Raw genomic sequence first — 22,666 nt, 5'->3', positions numbered from 1 at the left:
TATTACTGTAGGGGTGTGACGACTTTACAGAGCAAGCTTACGTTGGCAGCACTAGCCTCGGCCGCGATGCCGTCCATCGCCGTTGCCGGCGTGCGCGACGTACACCAAACGAATGAGACCGATGAGGCCGCAGGCATAGCATTTGCCGTGGTTCAGGACACACGCGGCCGCTTTTACGACGTATATGCCGCCCGTAGCGAAGAAGGCCGCAAGCGCCTTGCCGAGCGTGCGCAAGCCTCCCAGACACTGGCGGGGACCCGTGGGCCCAATGGACTGGGTTTCTCTGTGGACGATATCAGCGCGTTCGAACCCGGTGGGGACGAGTCTGTGCTGGTGGCCCCTCACGTCAACGGCGAATCTCGCTCGCTTGATCTGCTCACCTTCGAGGACTGTGCCAGCGCCGGCACCGCCATCGGTGCGATTCACCGTCTCAACCCCGATTTTCTTGAGTCGGGCGGCTACGCGACGTTCACCACCGACGAGATCCGCATCCAGCTCACCACATGGATCGAACGTCTGCAACGGGCAGGACACATCCCTCAGGCCATCACGTCCAGTTGGGCCAAGGTCATCAATACCGACGGTCTGTGGATGTTCTCCACTTGCCTGGTACATGGCGGGTTCAACGATGGCGATTTTGTCTTCTCAGGCTCAACCATCAACGCGGTTACCAACTGGCAGAGCATGCAGTTGAACGATCCGGCACGAGACCTGGCTTGGATATTCTCCAAACTGGACGAAGAGCACCGCAACCAGCTGATGAGCGCCTACGGGCACATGATGGGTTCACGCGTGGATGATCTGATCATGCTGCGAGCCAACCTGTGGATGCAGATGGAACAGGTGGGCGAGTTCATCGAGGCTCTCAGCCGCGCCGATTCCCGCCAGATCTCCAAGTTCAAGGCACAGGTTGAGAAGCTGGCGCACGAGCTGACCGTGCTCACCAACCGCAATGAGGCCAAGGCCAGCGCGGAGCGTGAGGCGCGTCAGGCGAAGGCCGCTGCTGAGGCTGCTCGACGTCAGGCCAGCGAACAGGCGCAGGCGCAAGCCCGTCAGGAACAGTCCGACGAAACCTTCGACGGCGACTACACGCAGGATGAGGACATCGTCTCCGACAACACACTCGACGAAGACAACACCTTCGACGATGTGCCGGTGAGCGACGACACCTTTGACAACGACAACACCCATGACGAGGACATCGTCTCCGACAACACACTCGACGAAGACAACACCTTCAGCGCTGAACGTCCGGCCTCTTCGGGCACGCAGCGGCCAAACCCTGGCAGCAAGGCGAACAGTCCCTCCTACAAGGACATGCCGGATCCCTCGTCGTCAGCCACGGTTGTGATGGCAGCCGGCACGGTGTCTGCCGGCAACGAATCGCAGACCATCGATCAGCCTGCGCCAGACAATGCTGTGCACGCTGCCGCAGCCAACGATCATTCCACCCACAAGACCACGCGAGACAGCGGTCTGCCTCCCACCTTGTTCATCCCCAAGCTTGAACAGGAGCAGCAGGCACTGCGTGATGCCCAGGAGGGACTTGACGAGTACGAGAGCCGCAAGTTCGCCCAGACACCGCAGCCGGGAAGCTCAGCGTCAAACGAACCGGATGCGGAAGATGACACCAATAGCTCTTTCCACTTCTCCGACATCACCTTCGACCATACGGCAGGCAGTGACGATACCACGGACAATAAGCGGACAGAGTGAACGCCAGTACGCAACGGCGTACAATCATACGACAAAGCCAATATGCGGCCGGCGGATACCGGCAGCGGCCTAACAGAAAAGGAAACACACATGGACGTTGAATTCGGCATTCAGAATGTAGCGCGCCCCGTTAACTTCAGCACTTCGGACAGCGCCGAGAGTGTGGAGGCTGCGGTGGAGCAAGCGATGAACGAAGGCAAGCCCATCAGCCTGCTCGACGACAAGGGCCGTCGCATCATCGTACCCGCCGGAGCATTAGGCTACGCAATGATCGGTTCCGAGACCAAGCATGCCGTAGGGTTCGGCGCCCTTTAAAGCACCTGACCGCTCACTATTGCCTCGCACATTGAAATTTCACGTGCGAGGCAATTTTGTTATCGTTATCTCCTCGCACGCTATGTGATGATTGCAAACTCGCTATTCGCAGAACGTATCCGATTTGCCCGCCCGATTTGCCCGAAAATCTTGTTAGGGCAGATTACCATCAATGCAATCGACTGAACGCACCATTGCGCCGCACAAGATGGTCAACTTGTTGCAAGCTCTGCACTGCGGCTGATAATCTCAGCCACCGTGTCGTCATCAGTAACACACTCCCCCAGAAGATTCGGCTTGCCTTCCCCATGCCAATCCGAGCCTCCGGTGACCAACAAATCATTGCGCCTCGCCAATTCCAGCAACCGGGCACGTTGCTCGCTACTGTTGCCCCGGTGCCACACCTCGAGACCGCCTAGCCCAGCTAGCGCCAAGCGATGTATCTGTTCGTCGCTCAGCAATGTGGCGTTGCGGCTGTGATCGCCCGGATGCGCCACCACGCTCACCCCTCCTGCTTGTCGCACTGCCTCGACCACTTCAACGGCACTGGGAGACGGCGTGGGAATGTAATATTCGCTCGAGGCTGAAATTGCGCCGGAAAACGCATCCGACCTTGTCGGGTAAACACCTGCGGCCACAAGGGCATCGGCCATGTGCGGGCGGCCTACTGTGGTCTGATCGCCTTTCTTGGCCTGCTCCAACACACTCTCCCAGCTGATGGGAAAATCGCGGGACAGGTGTTCCACCATAATCTGCGCACGCTCAAGCCTTGCCTGACGAGTGCTGGTAAATAGTCGCACGATGTGCTCGCTGCACGGGTTGTACGCATACGCCAACATGTGCACAGAAGAAATATCAAATTCAGCTGTGATCTCGGAGCCGCATAGCAGCGGCATGTGCAACGTTTCCGCCTGTCGCCTCGCCTCATCCCAGCCTGCTGCAGTGTCGTGGTCGGTGATGGCCACCCCATCCAATCCGCATGCCCGGGCACGCTTCACCAACTCCGCGGGAGTGGTGGTGCCGTCGGAGTATACCGTATGGCAATGCAGGTCCCAGCCGTGCGCGGGAGGCGTCGATCGCAATATTCGTGTCACCCTGCTATCGTACCAAAGCATGAGCAAGAAGCAGCAATCCACTGACCCGTCGCAGCGGTCAACAGCGCCCGCTCTCAACAAGGAGAACGCTCCGGAAGCCTCTGCCGTCCCAGCTGCAAAGTCTTTTACCGGCTTCTGGCACAGTTCCACGTGGACATATGCCGTAATGCTGGTCGGAGCTGCACTCGGGCTGCTCAGCGCGTTTACCTTGTCTGCAGAAACACTGAAGCTGGCACGCAACGGCAACGCCCCATTGAGCTGCGACGTAAACACCGTGGTTTCCTGCTCCTCAGTAGCTCAGTCACCGCAAGCCGAACTCATCACAATCGGCAGTTTGAGCTTTCCGAACGCCTTCTTCGGCATCGCGGCCTACAGCGTGTTCATCACCGTGGCCGTAATCGGTCTGGCACAAGTCAAGTTGCCTCGATGGTTCGCCGGCGCCGCTTGGGGCGGTGGCCTGCTGGCATTGCTGTTCAGTTATTGGCTGTTCTCCCAGTCCTTGTTCGTCATCAAGGCGCTATGCCCGTGGTGCATGCTCATGATGGGAGCCACCACGGTAATGTTCATGGCCTTAAGCCACGCTACAGTCACCGTGCAAGGGCTGGGAGCCAACGCAGGGTGGTTGCGCACCTACTACCGTCTGCATTACGACTGGATGGTGGACGTGCTGTGGATCGCAGCCATCGTGGCACTCGTAGTCATCACCGAAGGCCCAGCGCTCTTCGCATAGCGAAGTCCCTCATGGCATACGGCCGCTGATATGCATTCCTGTAATTGCGTGTCAGCGGCTGTTGTGTTTCTTGGTGAGGCCTTGCCCTAACTCGCACGGGGCTTGATACCCCTCACGTTACAGCTGCTCCGGCTCAACGTTTGCCACTAGGCAAGCGTCCCCGGTAAGTTTCACATCATCATCGCTCACCGCCACATGCAGCACCCCGCCGCGCACGCGGATATCCCACTGATCCACTCCCGTCTTGGCACGCAGCGTGACCGCCGTGGCGCACAAGCCGGTACCGCACGACAGCGTCTCACCGCAGCCTCGCTCGTAGACGCGCATCGTGGCCTCGCCAACCCCTCGCCTGGCATCCAACCGGTCAACTCGCACAAACTCGACGTTCTGCCCATGCTCCAGCGCGGGCGTGACCGTAGGAGCGCGCGACAAATCAAGCTGTTCCACATCCGGCCACGCGCCTGCACCAACCGGCAGTGTGCCGCGAGCGCCGTCCAAAACCACCACTACATGCGGGTTGCCCATGTCGACGAAGGTGCCTGCCCGCACACCTTCCAACCCAGGCAGTGAGACCTGCAGCGCGTCCACCGGGCCGATCTGCCAACGTCCGACCGACACCTCGAACACGTGCTCACCGTAGGGAACCGCCTCACCCAACGAGCGCAGCGTCTTCACCCCGGCGCGCGTGCCCAGCAGGAACGGCTCGCCTCCAGGCCCGGCCGCAATACCTTCGCACTGTGCCAACAGGGTGATTGCGCGCGTGCCGTTGCCGCACATCTCGGCGATGGACCCGTCAGCGTTGCGATAGTCCATGAACCACTGAGCTCCTGCCTGCTGGCAACGCTCCACGTCCGATTCTTCAAGATCGGAAACATCGCACGGGTGTGCCAAACGAATCAGGCCGTCGGCACCGATGCCGAAATGACGGTCGCACAGGCAGCGCACCTCGTCGGCGTCAGGCTCGTAGCGGCCATCCGGGTCAACATAGAGCACGAAATCATTGCCGGTGGCGTGAGCTTTTACGATGTGTCTTGGAATCGTCATACCCCCAAGTCTAACGCGCCGTTCGCCGCCAGCACAGCCCAGCTCCTACAATAAGGAATATGACAGGAAGGGACAGTATGACTGCAGACGCTCCCATCGGCGTGTTCGATTCGGGATTGGGCGGTATTTCCGTAGTCCGCGAGCTGCGCTCGCTTATGCCGGCCGAGCGGATCGTGTATTTCGGCGACTCCGCCAATGCACCGTACGGCACGAAAAGCCCGAGCGAGGTGCGGCAGCTGTCTTTCGACATCGTGGAACGATTCGCTCGTATGGGTGTCAAAGCGGTCGTGATTGCCTGTAACACCGCCACTTCTGCTGCGGTGGACGATTTGAGGGCCGCGTACCCCTTCCCTATTATCAGCATGGAACCGGCGCTCAAAGTGGCGTGCGATCGGGGCCAGGGGCGAGCGCAGCGGGTTATTGTAGCTGCCACTGACCTGACGTTGCGCGAGCACAAGTTTGCTGCGCTGATGAGCCGTTTTGAGGACACCCATACCATTTACCGCCAGCCGTGCCCTGATTTGGTGGAAATCGTGGAGCAGGGGATGCTTGGCGACCGGCGCGTGGTCATGAAGGCGCTGCACCGCTATTTTGACGCGTACGACCTCGATACTATTGATTCTGTGGTCTTGGGCTGCACCCATTTCGTGTTTTATCGCGAGTATTTCCAAGAACTACTCCCCTCCACCTGCGCCATCATCGACGGCAACGCAGGCACTGCACGGCGAGTGCGCAGTCTGTTGCAGGAGCGAGGCGCGCTGGCGCCTCTTCCGCAGGGAGACGGTGCTCATCAGCTTGGTGCGGTTGAACTGCACAATTCCGACCCGAGCCCAGCCAAACAGCAGCTTGCGCTTGACCTGCTGAACCGGTGAGTTCGCGTCGCCGATGTCCGCCAGCGCCGCGTATGCTGAGCGTATAATACGCATCCGCTGCTGGACAACTGGAGGAACTCATGACACGAACCGCAATGATTGATGTTGGCGGCGGCTACCGTTCCATATTCGGCGTTGGAGTCATGGACCGCATGGCCGAGCTGGGCCTGACCATCGACCACGGGTACGGCATCTCTGCCGGTAGCGCCAACATCTTCACCTTCTTATGCAAACAGCCCGGGCGCTCCTATACGTTCTACACGCAGTACGCATTCCGCAAGGAGTACGCTAGCCCCAGCAACTTCTTCCACGACCGCAACTTCGTCAATCTCGACTACATTTACGGCACACTGTCTAATCATGACGGCGAATATCCAGCCGACTATGAGGCGTTTGAGCACAATCCTGCCGACTTCACCGTAGTGGCATGCAACGCGAACACCGGCCACCCCACTTACTTTGGGCGTGACGACATCAGCCAAGATCATTACGAGACGATGATGGCATCCTCTGCAGTGCCGGTGGCCAATAAGGCGTACATGATTAACGGTGTGCCCTATTTTGACGGCGGACTGGCCGACCCGGTACCGGTGCAGAAAGCGCTCGATGACGGCGCAGACCGAGTGATTCTCATCTTGACGCACGAATACGATTTCGTCCGTCAAGCTAAGAAAGACGCCATTCCTGCCGCAATGTTGCACCACTCCTACCCTGCTGCGGCCTACCAGCTCAAGATGCGCTTCAAAACCTACAACGATGAAGTGAACCTCGCCAAGCGCTACGAAGCGCAGGACAAGGTGCTCGTTCTGGCTCCCAGCGACCTGTGCGGACTGGACACGTTGTCCAAGAATCTGGAAGGCTTGGAGCGCATGTACCAGCTGGGGCGCGACGCCGCAGAACGCATCCCTGCATTCCTGGAGCGGTGAGCCACCGAGAATTGACGGCCGCACCCAGGCTTATCATTATCGTCAATTCTCGGTGCCAATTGGCACCTTGCTAGTACTCATTACAGTCGGTTACGACGCGTACACTCCACTCACCGCACATAACCGACACTCACACCAGCTCAGCGACGGTTCAGCCGCGCACCCTGCACCAAACGCAACAGAAACGTCGCTCACTCTGACTCAGCGTCGGTTTGGTTGCATACTCCATACCCAACGCAACCAAACCGACGACTGCATTGTCTCACCGACGATTTTGCCGCTTCACCACTCACTTTACACAACACAACCGTCGCCCAGGTTCGTCCCGCAACGGTTTACTTGCGACTCTATACCAACGCAACAAACCCGTCGCTCACACCACCTCAACGACGGTTCAGCCGCGCACCCTGCACCAAACGCAACATAACCGACGCTAGCATCGTCTCAGCGACGGTTCCGTTACACCTCCACCACTCAACGCAACCAAACCGTCACTCACACCACCTCAACGATGGTTCCGCTACTCCACCGTCACACAACGCAGCAGAACCGACGCTCACCTTCAATAAGCGACGATTTCGTTGCATTAAGCCGACAGCCTGCTGATACCTCACCGGGCCATGCGACGGTTCTTCCACCACCGAAACACCGCAGCCACACCCAACAGTATGACCGCCACCAGGATCGAAACAGCAATACCCTGACCACCAGTAAACGGGAGAGCATACTGCACGGTTGCCCATTGGGCATACAAGGTCACACCACCAACAGGCAGCCTGTCATAGGATTGCCCCGGCCAATACGTAACACCTGAACCATCCGCCTTCGTATTCCACCCGTTAAACCGGAACCCACGACGAGCAAACCCACTATCCGAAATCGTGGCACTACCATCAGTCACACCAACAGTCGGATCAGTAGTTCCCGTTACCACGCCATCACCAGGATTAGGATCATACGTAATATCCGCAGCCAACGGCTGCCAACCCGCATACACCACAACATTAGCCATCATCGGTGTAGTGAAATCGTACGTGGTATTACCATCGAACGGGCCACCAGAGCCAGTGACAGGAGTGCCTGACTGCGCCGTCTTCCACCCAGTAAACTTATAACCCGGCACCTTCGTAGTGTCACCAACCGTCCAACCAGACTGATCTGTCGTGCCTAAGTTGAACCCTACAGTCTGCGCAGTCGGCGTTACAGGAGCAGTATGCCCAGTTGGCGTGTTCACATCAAACGATAGGGTCTTATCCGAACCCCACACCGCATACACTGTCACACCCGGGGAAACCATCGTCACCGACGTCTTGATATGAGACTGTGCTGAACTCCAATCGGCAGCAGTATTCACCGTCCCCAACAGCGTATCACTCCAACCCAAGAAACGTGCACCAGGCTTCGTCAACATCGAAGCATCCCAGCAATCGCTATCCTTCGCACCCGTCGCCAATGTCACCGCTCCGACGTTGTGGTATACCTGACAACCGCCGATACCATTGGCAATGTCAGTTGGCTTCTGCCCAGTTCCCCCGTTGGCGTTATACGTCAGCGGATACGCAATGCTGAAGTTCACATCGTCAATGTCGCTCCATCCGTTCACTGCCGCATAGGTGAAGCGCGTGACTGTTTGCCCCGCTGGAACCGTATAATCGCCAGCATAGGTGTCCCAATACAAATCGTGCGCATTCGTGCCTTTAGTAGGCGTAGTCATCGTGGTTGACGTCGCGCCGATGGTATTGCCGTTTTGACTGGCCGTCCTCGTGGCAGGCTGCGCGGTTGTCTTGTTCGGCGCGCCGATCAACACTTGCATAGAATAGGTATCTTTATTCCACGCCGACGTATGCTTCAGACTCCAGTGGTAGACCGCCCTAGGAACCGTAGCAATGTCTTGGTACATGATGCCGTTACCCATCTCACCGTCGGCTTGTCTGATGCCAAGCTCGCCTACCTGATTGTTGTGCACGGTGTCAAGATCGAACGTCACCGCGCTGCCACCAGTCAAGCCAGCCACATCATTCTTCCAGCCAAACACGCTTGGACTATATGATCCCCAACCGGCGCAATCACCGTAATCAACCTTATAATTCCCGGCGGTATTAGTGACGAACTGAATATGCCACCGGTCATAACCGGGACTGGTGATCGAGAATCTGTTCCAGCACTGTGTATCGGTGTTATAGTTCGGGTAGCTGAAATCTCCATTAACGAGATGGTCAGGGTATGAAGCCGCCCGCGTCATGTCTTGAGAGGAATCTGTAGTGCTGCTGGAAGCGTCCTGTTTGGCCTGCGCATCCGCAGAAACTGCAGCCGAGTCCTTATCCGTCAAAGCCGACTGAGTATTCGAAGCACTGTTTGCGCCTATCGTTCCAGCTTCTTTACTGGTTTGCTGCTGCGCAAGAAGAGAAGATGAGGAATTCGCACCATCCTCGAGAGTGTGAGGTTGTGCTACCTCAGTTTGCTGTTGGACTGCAGAGGCATTTAGATTACCCCCTCCCCGCGAATCGCGGAGTCACCGGCAACATCGGCCGAAGCAAATGCCGAAATCCCCAGCATCACAGCCAGCGCCGCAGCAGTGGCTGACGCGGCAACTGCACGCCTCTTTGCACCCATACGAACCATAATCACATCCTATTCTCAGCCGCACACACCAAACCACATCATGTGCCACAGGTCATATACAAACAACACACAGCATAACAGAACCCGCATATATTCACCAAACTACATACGAAACCATCCACCAACTAAATGCACGTGCACAATACGAGGATTTTCCCAACAGATCTACGCATGAAGATATCAGCGCAATTACGCAACCATACGCCGCAACCGTCAACACCAACTTACAGAGTCACCGTCGTTCACACAAACAGCAAACCGCACCCAACGCGACAAAAACGACGCTTATATTCACTCAGCGACGGTTGCGTTGCGCACTCTCTACACCAACGCAACCAAACCGACACTCATATCATCACAGCGACGGTTGCGTTGCGCACTCCACACTTACCGCAACGGAACCGACGCTCACCACCGCTCAGCGACGATTCCGTTGAGCCCCAATCACCAAACACAACAAAACCGACACCCACACCTACTCAGCGACGGTTTGGGTGCGCACATCACACGCAATGCAACAAAACCGACGCTCACCACCGCTCAGCGACGATTCATACGCTTCACCGGTACGCAACGCAACAGAACCGTCACTCACACCCACTCAGTGACGGTTCCGTTGCGTAGACTCCACATCCTGCTATACACTCACCGAAACACGCGACAACATGCCATAACCAAACCAACACCCATGACACGCCATACCGAACACCAGTTTGCCTTTTGCATGCAAACGTCCCGATGCGCAGCGGGTGCAACGGGACGTATATGCGAGAACACAGACCGAAATCCGCGCATGATGCACAGCTACAGTCCGCGAACGTCTATCCTCACAACGAGGGATCGATCATGATCTTGACCTGCGATTTGTCGCTGGCAAGCGTCTTGATGCCGTCTTCCACAGCGTCGTCAAGGCTTACCTTCTTGGTGACCAGCGGCATGAATTCGTCACGGTTGTTGTCGATAATGCCGAGCACCGTGTCGAAGCTGTTGTTGTAGCACAACGTGGTGATCAGATCAATGCCCTGCATGATGACGTCATCAGTCATGTTCATGCTGATCGGCTTACCGAACAGTGCCACAATCTGCACTTTGCCGGTGCGACGAGTCACCTTGAGAGCTGTGTCAAAGGTGGCTTGCACGCCCGCCGCCTCAAAAGCGACGTCCACACCGTTGGGATAGTCGGCACGAATGGCGGCCACCACGTCTTCCTTCGCCGGGTTAAGCACATCGGTGAAACCAAGCTCGCGAGCCTTGGCCAAACGAACCTCGGAAACGTCGGAGATATAGACACGGTTGGCACCGGCAATACGCGCCAGCAGCGCCGTGGTCAGACCGATGGGACCGGCACCCATCACGGCCACGGTCTGACCTTCGCGCAAGCCACACTTCTTGATGCCCTCGTAGGAGACAGACACCGGCTCACACAGCGCACCCAGTTCGTAGGGCAAACCTTCAGGCAACTTGTGGGCAAAGACGTCGTCGATGTTCGCATATTCGGCCATGCCACCGTCCTGCGAGAAGCCGAGGAAGTTGCCAGCACCGTCTTCCGCCACCACATTATCGCAGAAATTGTAGTTGCCGGCACGGCAGTTCGCGCACTTGCCACAGGCCAACAGCGGTTCGACGGCAATGGCGTCACCCACCTTCAGGTCGGTGACATCAGCGCCTACCTTGACAACCTCTCCAGAGAATTCATGCCCCAGCGTGATTGGCACGGTCTTGCCGGTCAGCGGGTGCGGATGAGTGGGAAGACCCCAGCCTTCGGAATAGGCATGAAGATCGGAGCCGCAAATGCCGCAGTATTTCACCTTGATCTGCACCTGATCCGCTTTTGGATCCTCAATGCTCACATCCTCGACGCGCACGTCCCCTTCACCGTAAATGCGTACAGCTTTCATAGCCGTTCCTTTCTTGTGCATCTTCGCCGCGCACGATGGCGCTTTACTGTCTTGGCTCACGCACCACTGCAGTAAACCAATGCATGTAATTGTACCCGATGCCGCTATAATATGCAATTCGCCACACCAATATCTTCACGTCCGCAATATAAATCACCACACTGCCGTCTGCGCGTCCGCGCCCCTGATAGAATGGCACATTGAGACCCCCAGATGACCGCGGTCAGACCCCTCATGGGGCGAGACTGAGGAACTTCCGGGCTCCACAGAGCACGATGGCGGATAACGTCCGCCCAGGGCGACCTGAGAGATAGCGCAGCAGAAAGCAAACCGCCTGTTCCGTTGGAACAGGTAAGGGTGAAACGGCGGTGTAAGAGACCACCGGGACGTTGGTAACATCGTTCGCGAAGGCAAGCCTCATCGGGAGCAAGGCCAAGCAGAGGGAATGCAGTAAGCATGGGTTGCTCGCCCAGTCCTTCGGGTAGGCTGCTAGAGCCTGACGGCAACGTCAGGTCGAGATGGATGGTCATCCGGGCATTTGCCCGACAAAACCCGGGGTATGCGGGGGTCTCACTCACTTCTTACCCGTCACTTGCCGGTTGCTCCACCGCCTCAACTTCACCGTTCTTCGAAGCGGTCATAAAGAATTCTTATGAGCAAATCTGTGACACGCGGCACATCATGACGGCAGATGCGCTTTGATGGAAGTTACTTAAGCGAAGTACTTAAACCATAATGAAACACCACCATAAGCGAGGAATCATGAACGGATTCGCCACTTCAGCCGTACACAGCGGATACGAGAGCCAAGAACACCAGAACGCAGCCAGCGTACCCATCTACCAGACCGCCGCGTTCGGTTTGGTCGATGCCGAGCGCGGAGATGCGCTCTCCGGCGGCACGCTGCCAGGCTACTCTTACTCGCGACTGGCCAATCCTACCGTCTCCACACTCGAGCGGCGTATCGCCGAACTGGAAGGCGGGCAGGGCGCGGTGGCCGTGGGATCCGGCATGGCAGCCGTCTCGTTCGCACTGCTATGCGCAGCGGAAGGCGGCGGTCGTATCATTGCCTCAAGTTCGCTCTACGGCACCTCGGTCGATGCGATGGCCACATTCTTCCCGAATTTCGGCATACATACCGATTTCGTGGCCGACATCAACGACTTGGATGCCGTCGAAGCACTCATCGGCGAGGACACTCGAGCCATTTTCACGGAATCCGTAGCCAATCCTTCCACACTCATCGCCGACATTCCCGGACTGGCGGATCTGGCTCACCGGCATGGTGTGGCGCTCATCGTCGACAACACCCTCCCCACACCATACCTGTGCAACCCCATTCGCTTCGGCGCAGACATCGTGGTGCATTCCACCACCAAGGGCATCAGCGGGCACGGCAACACGTTGGGCGGCGTGATTGTAGATGCCGGGCGCTTTGACTGGAACAACGGGCGCTACCCACACATGAACAAACCGGAGCTCGTGATCAGCGACGAGCGCGCGGGCACCAGCAGAGGCTTTGTTGATGCGTTCGGCAAGCTCGCTTTTCTCGAACGGGTACATACCAAGTATCTGCACACATTCGGCGCGGTAATGAGCCCGTTCAATGCCTACTTACAGCTCACAGGACTGGAAACCCTGCCGCAGCGAGTCAGTGCAGAGGTGACGAGCGCGGAACGCCTTGCGCTCCATCTTGCAGCACTCCCCCACGTCACGCAGGTGCATTATCCCAGCCTTGCAAACAACCCGGCAAACAGCCAGACGCAATGCAACGACAGTGCGCCCGACAATCATTGTGCACAGCCTGACCGTATGGAAAGCGGCATAACCAAACAAGATGCGGAACGCCACTGCAAGACTCGTGCCACTCAGAATGAACTAGTGCACAAACTGCTGCCGAACGGTGCCGGCACCGTGCTCTCCTTCAACGTGGAGGGTGGGTACGAACGCGCCTCTCGCATCGTAGACAACGTGCACGTCATGACATACATGCCCAATATCGGCGACAATAAGACACTGATCGTTGACCCGGCACGCATTACTCATCGCGAAGTGCCGGCACCATTGCGTGCCGAAGCAGGCGTGAGCGACGACCTGCTACGCGTTTCGGTAGGTTTGGAAGACATTGACGACCTGCTGGCCGACATCGATCAGGCAATGGAGCGGGCATACAGCGACTGACCCGGTGCGTCTGCTGCATCGAACTGTCAGACGCACGAGCCTGCCACCAGCCGGACTCGGCACCGCCCCAATCAGACAGTCTCGTTGAGGCGCTTGCCCGTCACGCTGCGTTCGTCGTTCATGACGGCGAAGTTATAGCCGATGAGAATGCCGCCACCCACGAAGTTGCCCAGTAGAGCCACAACGATGACCAGCATGGCCTTCCACCCGTTGATTAAACCACGCATACCCAAAATTAGGAACACTGCCGAATCGGCCACCGAATGCTCGAAACCGCAGAAGGTGAAGACGAAAACGGCCACTATCATGATGCAGCATTTGGTGAAATCGTTGCTCAGCTTGCCGTTGTAGACCATGAGCATGGCGATGTTGATGCAGAAGTTACACAGGATGGCACGCACGAACAAGTCGGCCACACCCATCGGCGAGTCCAAGTAGCCGATTTTGATGTTCGCCGCCGCCACCATCTGATCGAGGCCCGGCCCCGAAACCACGGTGGAAAAACGAACAATGACCGACACCACGAGCGCGCCCAGCAGGTTGCCGCCAAAGCACAGCACCAGCAGACGCAACGTGTGCAGCCAGTCAATGCGGTGATGGTACGCACCAATGCTCACCAGCATCATGTTCGAAGTGAGCAGTTCGGAATTCGTGTAGTAGATAAGCACCAACGCCCAGCCGAACGTGGTGCCGGCAATCACCTTGCCGGCAAGTTTGGTTCCGGGGCCGCCAAGGCTCGCCTGCCCCTGAATCATGAAGAACGCCGATATGAAGATGCCGATGAACAGGCCCGCCATGACCGCACGTTGCACATACTGACCCGCCATCCGCCCGGTCATCTTCTCCTTGCTCTCGAGCACATGGAGCACCGTGCTGATGAACTCACGCCCGGGGAACAACGGTTTGGCGCTTTCCGGACTCACATTCTCCGGTTTTGGTGCGGCGGGACGTTTCCTGGTGGGGTGCATCGTGTGTGGCATGTGATCTCATCTTCTTCTCAGCGTGGAAAACTCAAACAGGTTCATTATGTCGCACGGAAGGTATCTACGGTCACGTTTCTCCCGCATTTCGACGGTTATGTAAGCAACGACACAGTCATACCTCACGTTCACCACCGCGACGCGCCGAGCTGCACAAGTCGAAAGAATCGTGTATAGTCTCATTTGTTGTGCGAATGAGAGTTGCCTTCTTGGCGACTCGCGTTCCGCTCCACATGGTGGATATAGCTCAGCAGGTAGAGCATCTGATTGTGGTTCAGAAGGTCGCGCGTTCGAACCGCGTTATCCACCCCATCAAAGCCTCACGGCCGTAAGGCTTGTGAGGTTTTCTTTATTGCGCAGGAGCACAAAAGCGTTTGGGACCACCACGGGTACGTCCAAATGCACATTGCTTCATCGCCCGGAAATATGGCTTATGATTCCAGATCCGCGGGTGTGCGAGCCTCCCGAGAGAAGCTCGCACACCCGCAGAATCAGCCAAACAGCAGCAAAGCCTAATGTTGCACGCTCATAAACCCATCATCCTTCAGATAATTGCTGCCCGCAGTCACATCATATTGGATGAGCTTGTAATCCTCCATCAACTGTTTGGTTTCCTTGTCGAACTCCCCAGCATTCATCGGGTTGCCGTGTGCATCCAAATAAATTGACTGTCCCTCGGGGATACGGTCCCAACCTTGAATCTTGTTGACCACCGGTGGTTCCATGGCCGCCACCTTGCCGTGCAGCTGTGTCAGGAACGCCAGGAAGGGCGAGACCTTGGCATCCATCTGCTCGGCAGCCTGAGCGATAAAGAAGTTCGGCGAGGAATACGCGCTGTTAGGATTCTTCGTACCCTGCCGCCCCGAGGCCTTGTTGGACCAGATGAAGTAATCGGTCTCGTGCAACGCCAGCGAATTGGCAGAGTCGTCGCTGGCGGTCTTGTAGATGCCGGGCAGGTGGTCGCCGTAGAAGACGACCGTCACCGGCTTGTCAAGCCCATCCAACTGATCCAGGAACTTTGCAGTGGCCTCATCGGTCTGGTTCACGCCTTTGGCGTATGTGTTGATGGACTCATTCTCACTTTGCCCCAGCGGCGCGGCGGGATTGGAACTCGTGGCCTTGAACGTGTTGCCCGGATACCAATTCTGATACGGCATATGGTTCTGCATGGTGGCCAGCTGGATGAACTGGCTGCCATCCGCTTGTTCAATCTGTTCGAGCGTGCTCTGGTAGGCCGACTCATCGGACACATAGGGCGATGTTCCCAGCTTCTTCTGATGGTCGATGATCTCGGGTGGCTGGATGGTGTAGAAGTGCGAGATGCCGAACTTCTTGTAATTGCCGGCACGCGAATACATCGACGGCTCATAGGGGTGCAATGCAATGGAGTTCTTCTTATCTCCCCACAGCTGGTTGACACTGGGCGTCCACTTCTCCCCCGGCACCAACTGTTGGTAGGGGCTGGTGAGCGAAGGGTCGAAGTTGACCATCGACATGCCCGTCAGACTCATGTATTCCAAATTGGCTGTACCGCCGCCATACCCCGAGGAGAGCATAAGTCCACTGGTGGTATTGCCTTTGATGTCTCGGATCTTTGGCATAGGATCCTGGTTAAGTTTGACGCCCGGCACCCGAGTGGGATCGGAATATGACTCGGAGAGGATGAACACGACCGTACTGTCATCTATGTTGGCTGTGCGCTGGGCATTGATGGATTCAGCCGACGCACGGTAACGATCGGCCACCTTCTTCATGGTGTCCTTGCTGTAGCCCTCTGGCTCGTCCATGACTTTGGGTTTGACCTGCCCCAAGAACGAGACAAGCGGACCGTTGCGCTGCGCGTCGTAGACAGAATCCCACATCGAGGGAATGTCACCCATGGCGTGCGAGAACTTGTTAGCCCACGATCCGACTACACTCACCTGCATGGTGTACCCACCAAGCAGCAGCACCGGCATGATGGCCAGCACGATGCGCAGCGCCGCTCCAAGCCCTTTGTGCATTGACTTGACCACGCGGCCACGGCGCAGATCGAAACGGCTGAGCACACGCGCCAGCACCATGACAGCCACTATGGCCAGCACGGCGAGCGCAATGATGAGGCCGGAACCTGCGGGCAGGAAGCTCAGCAAGCTGCCGGTATCGGATTTCAGGAAGTTCAAGTCGGAAGGCAGAATCGTCTCGTACCGTGCTCCAACCTTGAAATGTTCGACCACCGAGATGAAGATGGCCGCTACGAACAGTGCTCCCGTAGCCACCCAGAAACGATTGAACACCATGATGAGCGCCACATATACCAGCCCCAGCAGCACCATGTTGAGTACCAGAACAAAGTTGCCTTTGGTAAACAGTTTGACGATCATCGACCACGGCGTCTCGAGCGGGCTGGACAGGTCGGTGCGGGTGGAGGTGAGAGTGACACCCTGTTGCAGGACCAGTACCGCAAGGAAGTCAAAGAGTATGAACAGTCCTACATAGGCGAACCATCTCAGGTGCACTGCATGACTGAAGGTATGCGAACGCGATTGGCGAGACGATACGTGCCGCTTGTGCTCATCGTCGTTCGATGACTCTTCTCCGCCCTGCGTTTGCGGTGCGGCGTCTGTTTGCACCCCGTCTCCCGCATCGACCCGCTCTTCACCGGTCTGCAGGCGTGGGTATTCCCTACTCGTCTCGGATGCCGCCTCGACAGGCGCGGCATCCTGTTGTTCCTTATCCATATTATTCATCGCCCAAAGCCTACCCCACATCTCATACAGTTCAAACATGGCGAACATCATCCCCGTGGCCGATTGAACGCTTGTTGAGACGCGCTTAGGATGGTGTCAGAATTTACTGCCGTCACGGGCACGGGTACATAAAGCGAAGGTAAGCCATGGATTGGTTTTTTAAGATACGGTTGATCGGCGGCTGGCTGCCACCCACCATGATGGTCATCACCATCGTGGGCATCGCGCTGGTGGTGCTGCTCAAGTCCAAGAAGGGATGGCTCAAACCACTGTTGCTCCAACTGGGCATCGGCATTCTCGGCTTCTTGGCGGGTGCGTTCGTGGTGTGGCTCATCTCCGATGTGTTCCGCGTGTTTGGGGTGAGTTTGGGATGGGCGGTCATGACCACCATCGCCATAGGCGTCGGTGTCATTACCGCTCTGGTGGCAGCAGCGGTGCAATCCAAGGGGCTGCGTCGGGTTCTGGCTCTGATTATGGCGTTCATATCGCTGCTTACGTGCATGCTTCAGGTCGACGGCATTTACGGTGAGTACACCACGATGGGTTCCCTGTTCGGTCATTCGCAGTTCTCCAAGCTTGATACCTCAGCGGAACGCAAAGCGGTAATGAGCGTGAAACAATGGGAGGACCTTGCCGATAAGGGCAAGCTGCCGTCGATGCCTGATCGAGGAGAGGTGCATGCGGTGCGCATTCCCGCCACGATTTCAGATTTTCGTGCCAGAGGAGCGAACGTATATCTGCCTCCGGCAGCACTGAGCGAGAAACCACCGGCACTGCCTGTCATGATTGTGCTTGCCGGGCAACCAGGAAACAGCGATCGCTTCTTCACCGCAGGCCGTTTGGGTCAGATGCTCAACGCATACGCCAAACAACACCACGGATTGGCCCCTATCGCCGTTTCTCCTGATCAAAACGGTGCCATCTCCCGCAACTCACTGTGCGCCGACACAGACGTCTACGGCAACGCCGAAACCTACATCACCAAAGATGTCAGTGCTTGGGTAAAGGCGAATCTTCCCGTCTCCACCAAAGCCAAGGACTGGCTTATCGGCGGTTTCTCGCAGGGCGCCACATGCAGCACGCAGCTGGGCCCCGCCCATCCCGATCTTTACGGCCATGTGTTCTCTGCCGGCGGTGAGATCGAGCCGGTTGACGGTTCCCGGAAAGCCACGGTGAAGAAGTTCTTCGACAGTGACGAGCACGCTTACGAATCGCACGTTCCCATCACCATCATCAAACGGCACAGCCCCAGCACACAGACATGGTTCAGCGTGGCCGGCGAATGGGACAGCAAGTCGCAAAAGAACCAGCTGAAAATCGCCACGGCGGCCAAGCAGGCAGGTATGCGCACCACCACCGTTATAGCGCACGAATCAGGCCACGACTGGCATACCGTGCAGGCAGCCATGGAGGCGCAAGTCGACATGTTCGGCACAGAGACCGGCATGGGTTCCACAGGCAGAGACATTGCCGACTATCCCAAGCTCACCCTTGTAGACTCGGCAACCACCATAAGAACAGACTGACGAGGCATGTTGTAAGCCACACGCATCCCACCCATCCAAGTTTCACCATTAACAGAGGGCATTATGCAGGATAACGACACCACCGAGCCGCTGAATGGCCATTCCGCCCCAGCTCGCGCAGCACAGAGCGAACCTCAGTGTGCGCCGGGCACAGCTTCCCGCCCGGGCGAAGCCGAAGACGGCAGCAGCACTTCGAAATCCGCAGCTTCTGCACAGCACCCCTCACCGGACTCCTCAGAACCTGTCTCGAAAAACTCTGAGCGACCATTCGAGCACGGAGATGCCACAGGCAAAACCAGGACGGACGCGCCACACCCGCAGCCTCAAGCTCGACCTAAGGCAGCCAAACAACCAAACCGTAAACAAACGCCTCAATCAAGCTGGAGAGTACTCGGCAGCGACCTGCAACGCTGGATGCACGGCCACGTCTTCGCCATCAGCGTGTCCTTGCTCTTCGTACTGGCCAATTTCACCCGGTGGATCTGGCGCGCATCACGGCATATCGTCTCCAACCCGACCGTGCACAGTCTCAGCCTGTCCCAAGCACTTAAAGACCGGCATCTATTGCCCGGCGGATCGGTACAGGCCAATCATCCCGATCTTCTCACTTGGCTCAATCATGTGCTGGGTTCAGTCGTGTTTGTGCGGGGTCTGTTCCAGCTTCTGCTCTACTTCGTATTGCTGCTTGTTGTCATCAGCTCGGTACAGACACGCCTTGGAGTATGGAAAACCATAGCCACCTCCCTGTTCAGCGCCATTCTCGGATCAACGTTGGGCCTTGGCATATGCATGTTGGTGAGTCACACCATCACCGGTTGGTCGAGGCTGCAGGAACTTCCGGTCACACTCTCCCCTCTCGTGCTGATTGTGGGGGCACTTATGGCCCAAAGCGCGTTCGAGTCCGTACTGTGGCGCCGCCGCATAGTACTCATCACCTACACCACGGTGGGCACACTCCTGCTGTTCAGCGGCAATCCAGGCGACTATTGCAACCTCGCCGCCGCAGTGGTCGGGCATGCCCTCGGCCTGCTGATGCGCGGGAAAACGGTCGATAAGGTAAGTTGGAAACGTGGCACCGACTATGAGATTCGCCGTCTGTTCACCTTCGCTCAACTCGTGCTTGCCATCGGCCCCATTTTCTCACTGACCTCCACCTCACGCTTCGGCCTGTTCACCTCGCTCGGTCTCTTCTACTCTTCGATGGTGGGCGATTCGTCCCTGCTGCGTTCATGCAGCGCCAATCAAAGCGTGCAAAGCTGCATCATGGTCTCCGGGCAGCACCATCTGGAACTGCTGGGACTATGGATTCATATCCTGCTGCCGGTGGCCGCACTCGCCGTGGTGGCTTGGGGTCTATACCATGGACGCCGTCTTGCAGCATGGACCAGCATGGCCCTCAACACTTTGGTAGTTATCTTCACCGTGCTCTACTACGTGGTCTTCCCCATCTGGTTCGCACCTTTGGGTGCCGGCCCCTCAAAAAACCATGCCGTGATGCCGGCCTTCATCCTCACGGCGTTACCGCCACTGCTTCTGGTCATGTTCATGGCACGACAGCTCGAACATTTTGAAATCGCCACGCCCGCCAGCCGCATACGACGCGGTATCGGCACCATCGCACTCATACTTGTCGGCACCGTGGCAGGATATACCGCATTCGCATTGTCCTTCCCCGATTCGTTCAAGCCCAAGCCAGATCTCAAACTCCTGGTACTCGACATGCTGCGCCGTCTCCTACCTTCGGGATTCGCAGGACGCAGACCATCCATCATCAAACCCGACACCGTACCGGCAACACTGGTGAGCGAGGGATTCACCACCTTGTTCTGGCTCACGGTGTTGGTGGTGTTCATTCTCTGGTTCAAAGACAACGTCACGCCTGACGAGCACGATCGCGCCAAAGCGAACCTGCTGGTGCAGGCCGGTGGATCCTCCATGAGCTTCATGACTACTTGGGAAGACAATCACTACTGGTTCTCCCAGTCCGGCCATAGCGCCATCGCCTATCGCGTGCTGCATGGCATCGCCTTGAGCGTGACCGGCCCATTCGGCGACGAACGGGAGTACCGTGACGATCTTGCACAGTTTACCGTCTTCTGCGAAAACCGAGGCTGGAGTCCCGCATTCTATGCGGTGCACGACGACCAACGCACCATACTCGAGAGCATGGGCTGCAGTTCCATACAGGTAGGCACCGAAATGGTGATCGACCCGAACCAGTGGCAGACGCGCGGCAAGAAATGGCAGGATATCCGCACCGCCATCAACAAGGCCAAACGGGACGGCATCACCGATGAACTGTGCACCTACGACACTGCGGGATTCGACATTCAACAGCAAATCGTCGAAATCTCCGAGCAGTGGACTCAGCTCAAAGCCCTGCCCGAAATGAAGTTCACGTTAGGCGGTTTGGAAGAACTGCGCGATGAGCGCGTGGCATTGCTCTACGCCAAGGATGCCGACGGGCGAGTGCTCGGCGTGACCAGCTGGCTACCCACCTACCGGGCCGGCCGTGTGGTGGGATGGACGCTCGACTTCATGCGTCACCGTACCGACAGCCCCAATGGCATCATGGAATATCTCATCGCACGCATGGCGGAAAGACTGCGCGACCAACGCCTCGCCAACCCTGACGGCGGCGTGGAATTCATGAGTCTGTCCGCCGCTCCCCTGGCCGGTATGGGCGAAGGCCGGGGCACAGCACAAAGCGGAGCACAGCACAAAGCCGACAATCCGCACCATACCTCCGATTGCGGAACCGGTGACGCCGGTACTTCATCCAATCCTGTACCGGCGCAGTCCGGCACCGAGATTATCGAGCATGCCTTGCAGATTGTGGCAGACATCATGGAACCGGCATATGGGTTCAAGTCACTGTTCTTCTTCAAGCGCAAGTTCCAGCCCAGACCGTCCCCCATCTACGTCTGCTACCCAGACGCAGCGAAACTCGCACAAATCGGCATTTCCGTGGTAAATGCGTACGTACCAGAACTCAAAGCCAATCAGGTCGTGGATATTCTCAAGACCATGGCGTCAACGAAGAAAACCTCGAGCAACAGCGACCACAAGGGGCGCGAATAGCTTCACGTAGACGGGGTTATGAAGCATGCTCGCATGCCCAAGCGCAACTTTAGCGAACCAGCTGAATCGTCTTCACGCCCGGCTTCTTGGTGGGACGATACAGCACGAAACGGTGGCCGATGACCTGCACCACCTGAGCGCCGACCTGACCAGACAGTGCCTCGCTGACCTCTTTCTCGTCGACAGGGCAGCCGTCCTGCAGAGAACATTTGAGCAACTCGTGCGATTCCAACGTTTGTGCGGCCTGGCGCACCGTCTCATCGGTCAGACCATTCTTGCCGATCCACAGCATCGGCTCCAATGTGTTCGCCAACGTGCGCAGCTGCTTAATCTGCCTCTTGTTGAGTTTGCGCTGCTTCGCAACCATTCCTTTACCCCTACATTCCATAAAACCCGATACCCGATCGAGCTCTCACAAACGACGCACCGCCGCCTGCGCACACAACCATCCGCATTGCGTATGCAAGCGGACTGCACTGCGCACCATCATACAGACACCTCCGGGATATAAGCTCCATGGCGAATGTCTTGGATGCTTGGCCGGGACGTCATCGCATTGAGCCACATTTGTAGACAAGTCTCGAATGAGTCAATCCTTCGAGAACAAGGTTCGTTGTCCACATGCAACATTGTTATTGCCAAGACATATTTCCCAGAGCCTGGGTACGAGTTGACTCTGGAGCACGTACCTGAAACATCCGCATCCAGAGGTTCGATGACACTACCCTGTGTCAACCGTCTTCGCCCACCCTGACGGGCAACTGGTCGGATACATTTCAGCGCAACAGTCAAAACGCTACTACCCATATATCAAACGCCGCACGCATGCTCCTGCTGCATAACAGCCACCAGTCAGGGTGGCAAAAACCCGAACTCCAGCTCCAGATACTGCCGCCGAGATTCTAGCCGCGGCTAATGAACACCTGAAGCATGATAATTATCAAAGGTGGCG

16 protein-coding genes, 1 tRNA gene and 1 other RNA gene are annotated in these 22,666 nt (G+C 57.2%); 10 read left to right on the top strand and 8 right to left on the bottom strand.

The annotated features are described in order from the left end of the window. Nucleotides 1–66: 66 nt before the first annotated feature. Both AC3B5A_RS00425 and AC3B5A_RS00420 read left to right on the top strand, forming a co-directional pair. Nucleotides 67–1,716 carry a phosphotransferase gene (locus AC3B5A_RS00425; RefSeq protein ID WP_489798468.1) on the top strand — a complete coding sequence of 550 codons (1,650 nt, stop codon included), beginning with the start codon at nt 67–69 and terminating at the stop codon, nt 1,714–1,716. 90 nt (nt 1,717–1,806) lie between these two features. Beyond that, complete coding sequence (locus AC3B5A_RS00420) at nt 1,807–2,031, top strand: DUF3107 domain-containing protein (RefSeq protein ID WP_489797980.1); 225 nt, start codon at nt 1,807–1,809, stop codon at nt 2,029–2,031. Between the two features lie 212 nt (nt 2,032–2,243). On the opposite strand, the gene AC3B5A_RS00415 is transcribed toward AC3B5A_RS00420, so the two are convergent. Then, nucleotides 2,244–3,146: a PHP domain-containing protein gene (locus tag AC3B5A_RS00415; protein ID WP_489797978.1), complete on the bottom strand. Its 903-nt coding sequence runs from the start codon at nt 3,144–3,146 to the stop codon at nt 2,244–2,246. On the opposite strand from AC3B5A_RS00415, the gene AC3B5A_RS00410 reads away from it, so the two are divergent. Next, entirely contained in the window at nt 3,145–3,855 is a 711-nt protein-coding gene (locus AC3B5A_RS00410) for a vitamin K epoxide reductase family protein (protein WP_489797976.1), read from the top strand. The genes AC3B5A_RS00415 and AC3B5A_RS00410 overlap by 2 nt on opposite strands. Nucleotides 3,856–3,972: 117 nt before the next feature. Here AC3B5A_RS00410 and dapF read toward each other — a convergent pair whose 3' ends face one another. Next, nucleotides 3,973–4,899: a diaminopimelate epimerase gene (gene dapF / locus AC3B5A_RS00405; protein WP_489797974.1), complete on the bottom strand. Its 927-nt coding sequence runs from the start codon at nt 4,897–4,899 to the stop codon at nt 3,973–3,975. Nucleotides 4,900–4,976: 77 nt separating this feature from the next. Between dapF and murI the strand changes: the two genes are divergently transcribed. Together murI and AC3B5A_RS00395 are read left to right on the top strand one after the other, a co-directional pair. Continuing rightward, nucleotides 4,977–5,771, top strand: a complete 795-nt coding sequence (gene murI / locus AC3B5A_RS00400; RefSeq protein ID WP_489798466.1) for a glutamate racemase — start codon at nt 4,977–4,979, stop codon at nt 5,769–5,771. Nucleotides 5,772–5,851: 80 nt separating this feature from the next. After that, nucleotides 5,852–6,697 carry a patatin-like phospholipase family protein gene (locus tag AC3B5A_RS00395; protein WP_489797973.1) on the top strand — a complete coding sequence of 282 codons (846 nt, stop codon included), beginning with the start codon at nt 5,852–5,854 and terminating at the stop codon, nt 6,695–6,697. A gap of 610 nt (nt 6,698–7,307) precedes the next feature. Here the strand turns inward: AC3B5A_RS00395 and AC3B5A_RS00390 are convergent. The 3 genes from AC3B5A_RS00390 to AC3B5A_RS00380 all read right to left on the bottom strand — a co-directional run bounded on the left by AC3B5A_RS00390 (nt 7,308) and on the right by AC3B5A_RS00380 (nt 11,217). Then, nucleotides 7,308–9,026, bottom strand: a complete 1,719-nt coding sequence (locus tag AC3B5A_RS00390; protein ID WP_489797971.1) for an InlB B-repeat-containing protein — start codon at nt 9,024–9,026, stop codon at nt 7,308–7,310. 152 nt (nt 9,027–9,178) lie between these two features. Beyond that, on the bottom strand, nt 9,179–9,319 hold the full coding sequence (locus AC3B5A_RS00385) for a hypothetical protein (RefSeq protein WP_489797970.1): 141 nt from the start codon (nt 9,317–9,319) through the stop codon (nt 9,179–9,181). Nucleotides 9,320–10,146: 827 nt separating this feature from the next. Next, a complete protein-coding gene (locus tag AC3B5A_RS00380) occupies nt 10,147–11,217 on the bottom strand; it encodes a 2,3-butanediol dehydrogenase (protein WP_489797968.1) in 1,071 nt (356 codons plus the stop codon). A gap of 201 nt (nt 11,218–11,418) precedes the next feature. On the opposite strand from AC3B5A_RS00380, the gene rnpB reads away from it, so the two are divergent. Beyond that, an RNA gene (rnpB, locus tag AC3B5A_RS00375) (RNase P RNA component class A) lies at nt 11,419–11,794 on the top strand. Nucleotides 11,795–11,979: 185 nt separating this feature from the next. Continuing rightward, nucleotides 11,980–13,398, top strand: a complete 1,419-nt coding sequence (locus tag AC3B5A_RS00370) for an O-acetylhomoserine aminocarboxypropyltransferase/cysteine synthase family protein (protein WP_489797966.1) — start codon at nt 11,980–11,982, stop codon at nt 13,396–13,398. 71 nt (nt 13,399–13,469) lie between these two features. Here the strand turns inward: AC3B5A_RS00370 and AC3B5A_RS00365 are convergent, their stop codons facing one another. Next, on the bottom strand, nt 13,470–14,378 hold the full coding sequence (locus tag AC3B5A_RS00365) for a formate/nitrite transporter family protein (protein WP_489797965.1): 909 nt from the start codon (nt 14,376–14,378) through the stop codon (nt 13,470–13,472). A 236-nt stretch (nt 14,379–14,614) separates the two neighbouring features. Here AC3B5A_RS00365 and AC3B5A_RS00360 point away from each other — a divergent pair. Next, nucleotides 14,615–14,690: transfer RNA gene (locus AC3B5A_RS00360), tRNA-His, on the top strand. A 200-nt stretch (nt 14,691–14,890) separates the two neighbouring features. Here the strand turns inward: AC3B5A_RS00360 and AC3B5A_RS00355 are convergent. Beyond that, nucleotides 14,891–17,107 (bottom strand): LTA synthase family protein, encoded by a 2,217-nt coding sequence (locus AC3B5A_RS00355; RefSeq protein ID WP_489797963.1) that lies wholly within the window; start codon nt 17,105–17,107, stop codon nt 14,891–14,893. Between the two features lie 146 nt (nt 17,108–17,253). Here AC3B5A_RS00355 and AC3B5A_RS00350 point away from each other — a divergent pair, with 146 nt between their 5' ends. After that, nucleotides 17,254–18,633, top strand: coding sequence for an alpha/beta hydrolase (locus AC3B5A_RS00350; RefSeq protein ID WP_489797962.1), 1,380 nt, complete (start codon nt 17,254–17,256; stop codon nt 18,631–18,633). A gap of 63 nt (nt 18,634–18,696) precedes the next feature. Continuing rightward, complete coding sequence (locus tag AC3B5A_RS00345; protein ID WP_489797961.1) at nt 18,697–21,714, top strand: bifunctional lysylphosphatidylglycerol flippase/synthetase MprF; 3,018 nt, start codon at nt 18,697–18,699, stop codon at nt 21,712–21,714. Between the two features lie 49 nt (nt 21,715–21,763). Here the strand turns inward: AC3B5A_RS00345 and yhbY are convergent, their stop codons facing one another. Continuing rightward, nucleotides 21,764–22,081: a ribosome assembly RNA-binding protein YhbY gene (yhbY, locus tag AC3B5A_RS00340; RefSeq protein WP_489797959.1), complete on the bottom strand. Its 318-nt coding sequence runs from the start codon at nt 22,079–22,081 to the stop codon at nt 21,764–21,766. Between the last annotated feature and the right edge of the window lie 585 nt (nt 22,082–22,666).

It is taken from the genome of Bifidobacterium sp. ESL1133 (genome assembly GCF_058107325.1).
This window is presented reverse-complemented; position numbering and strand designations above follow the sequence as displayed.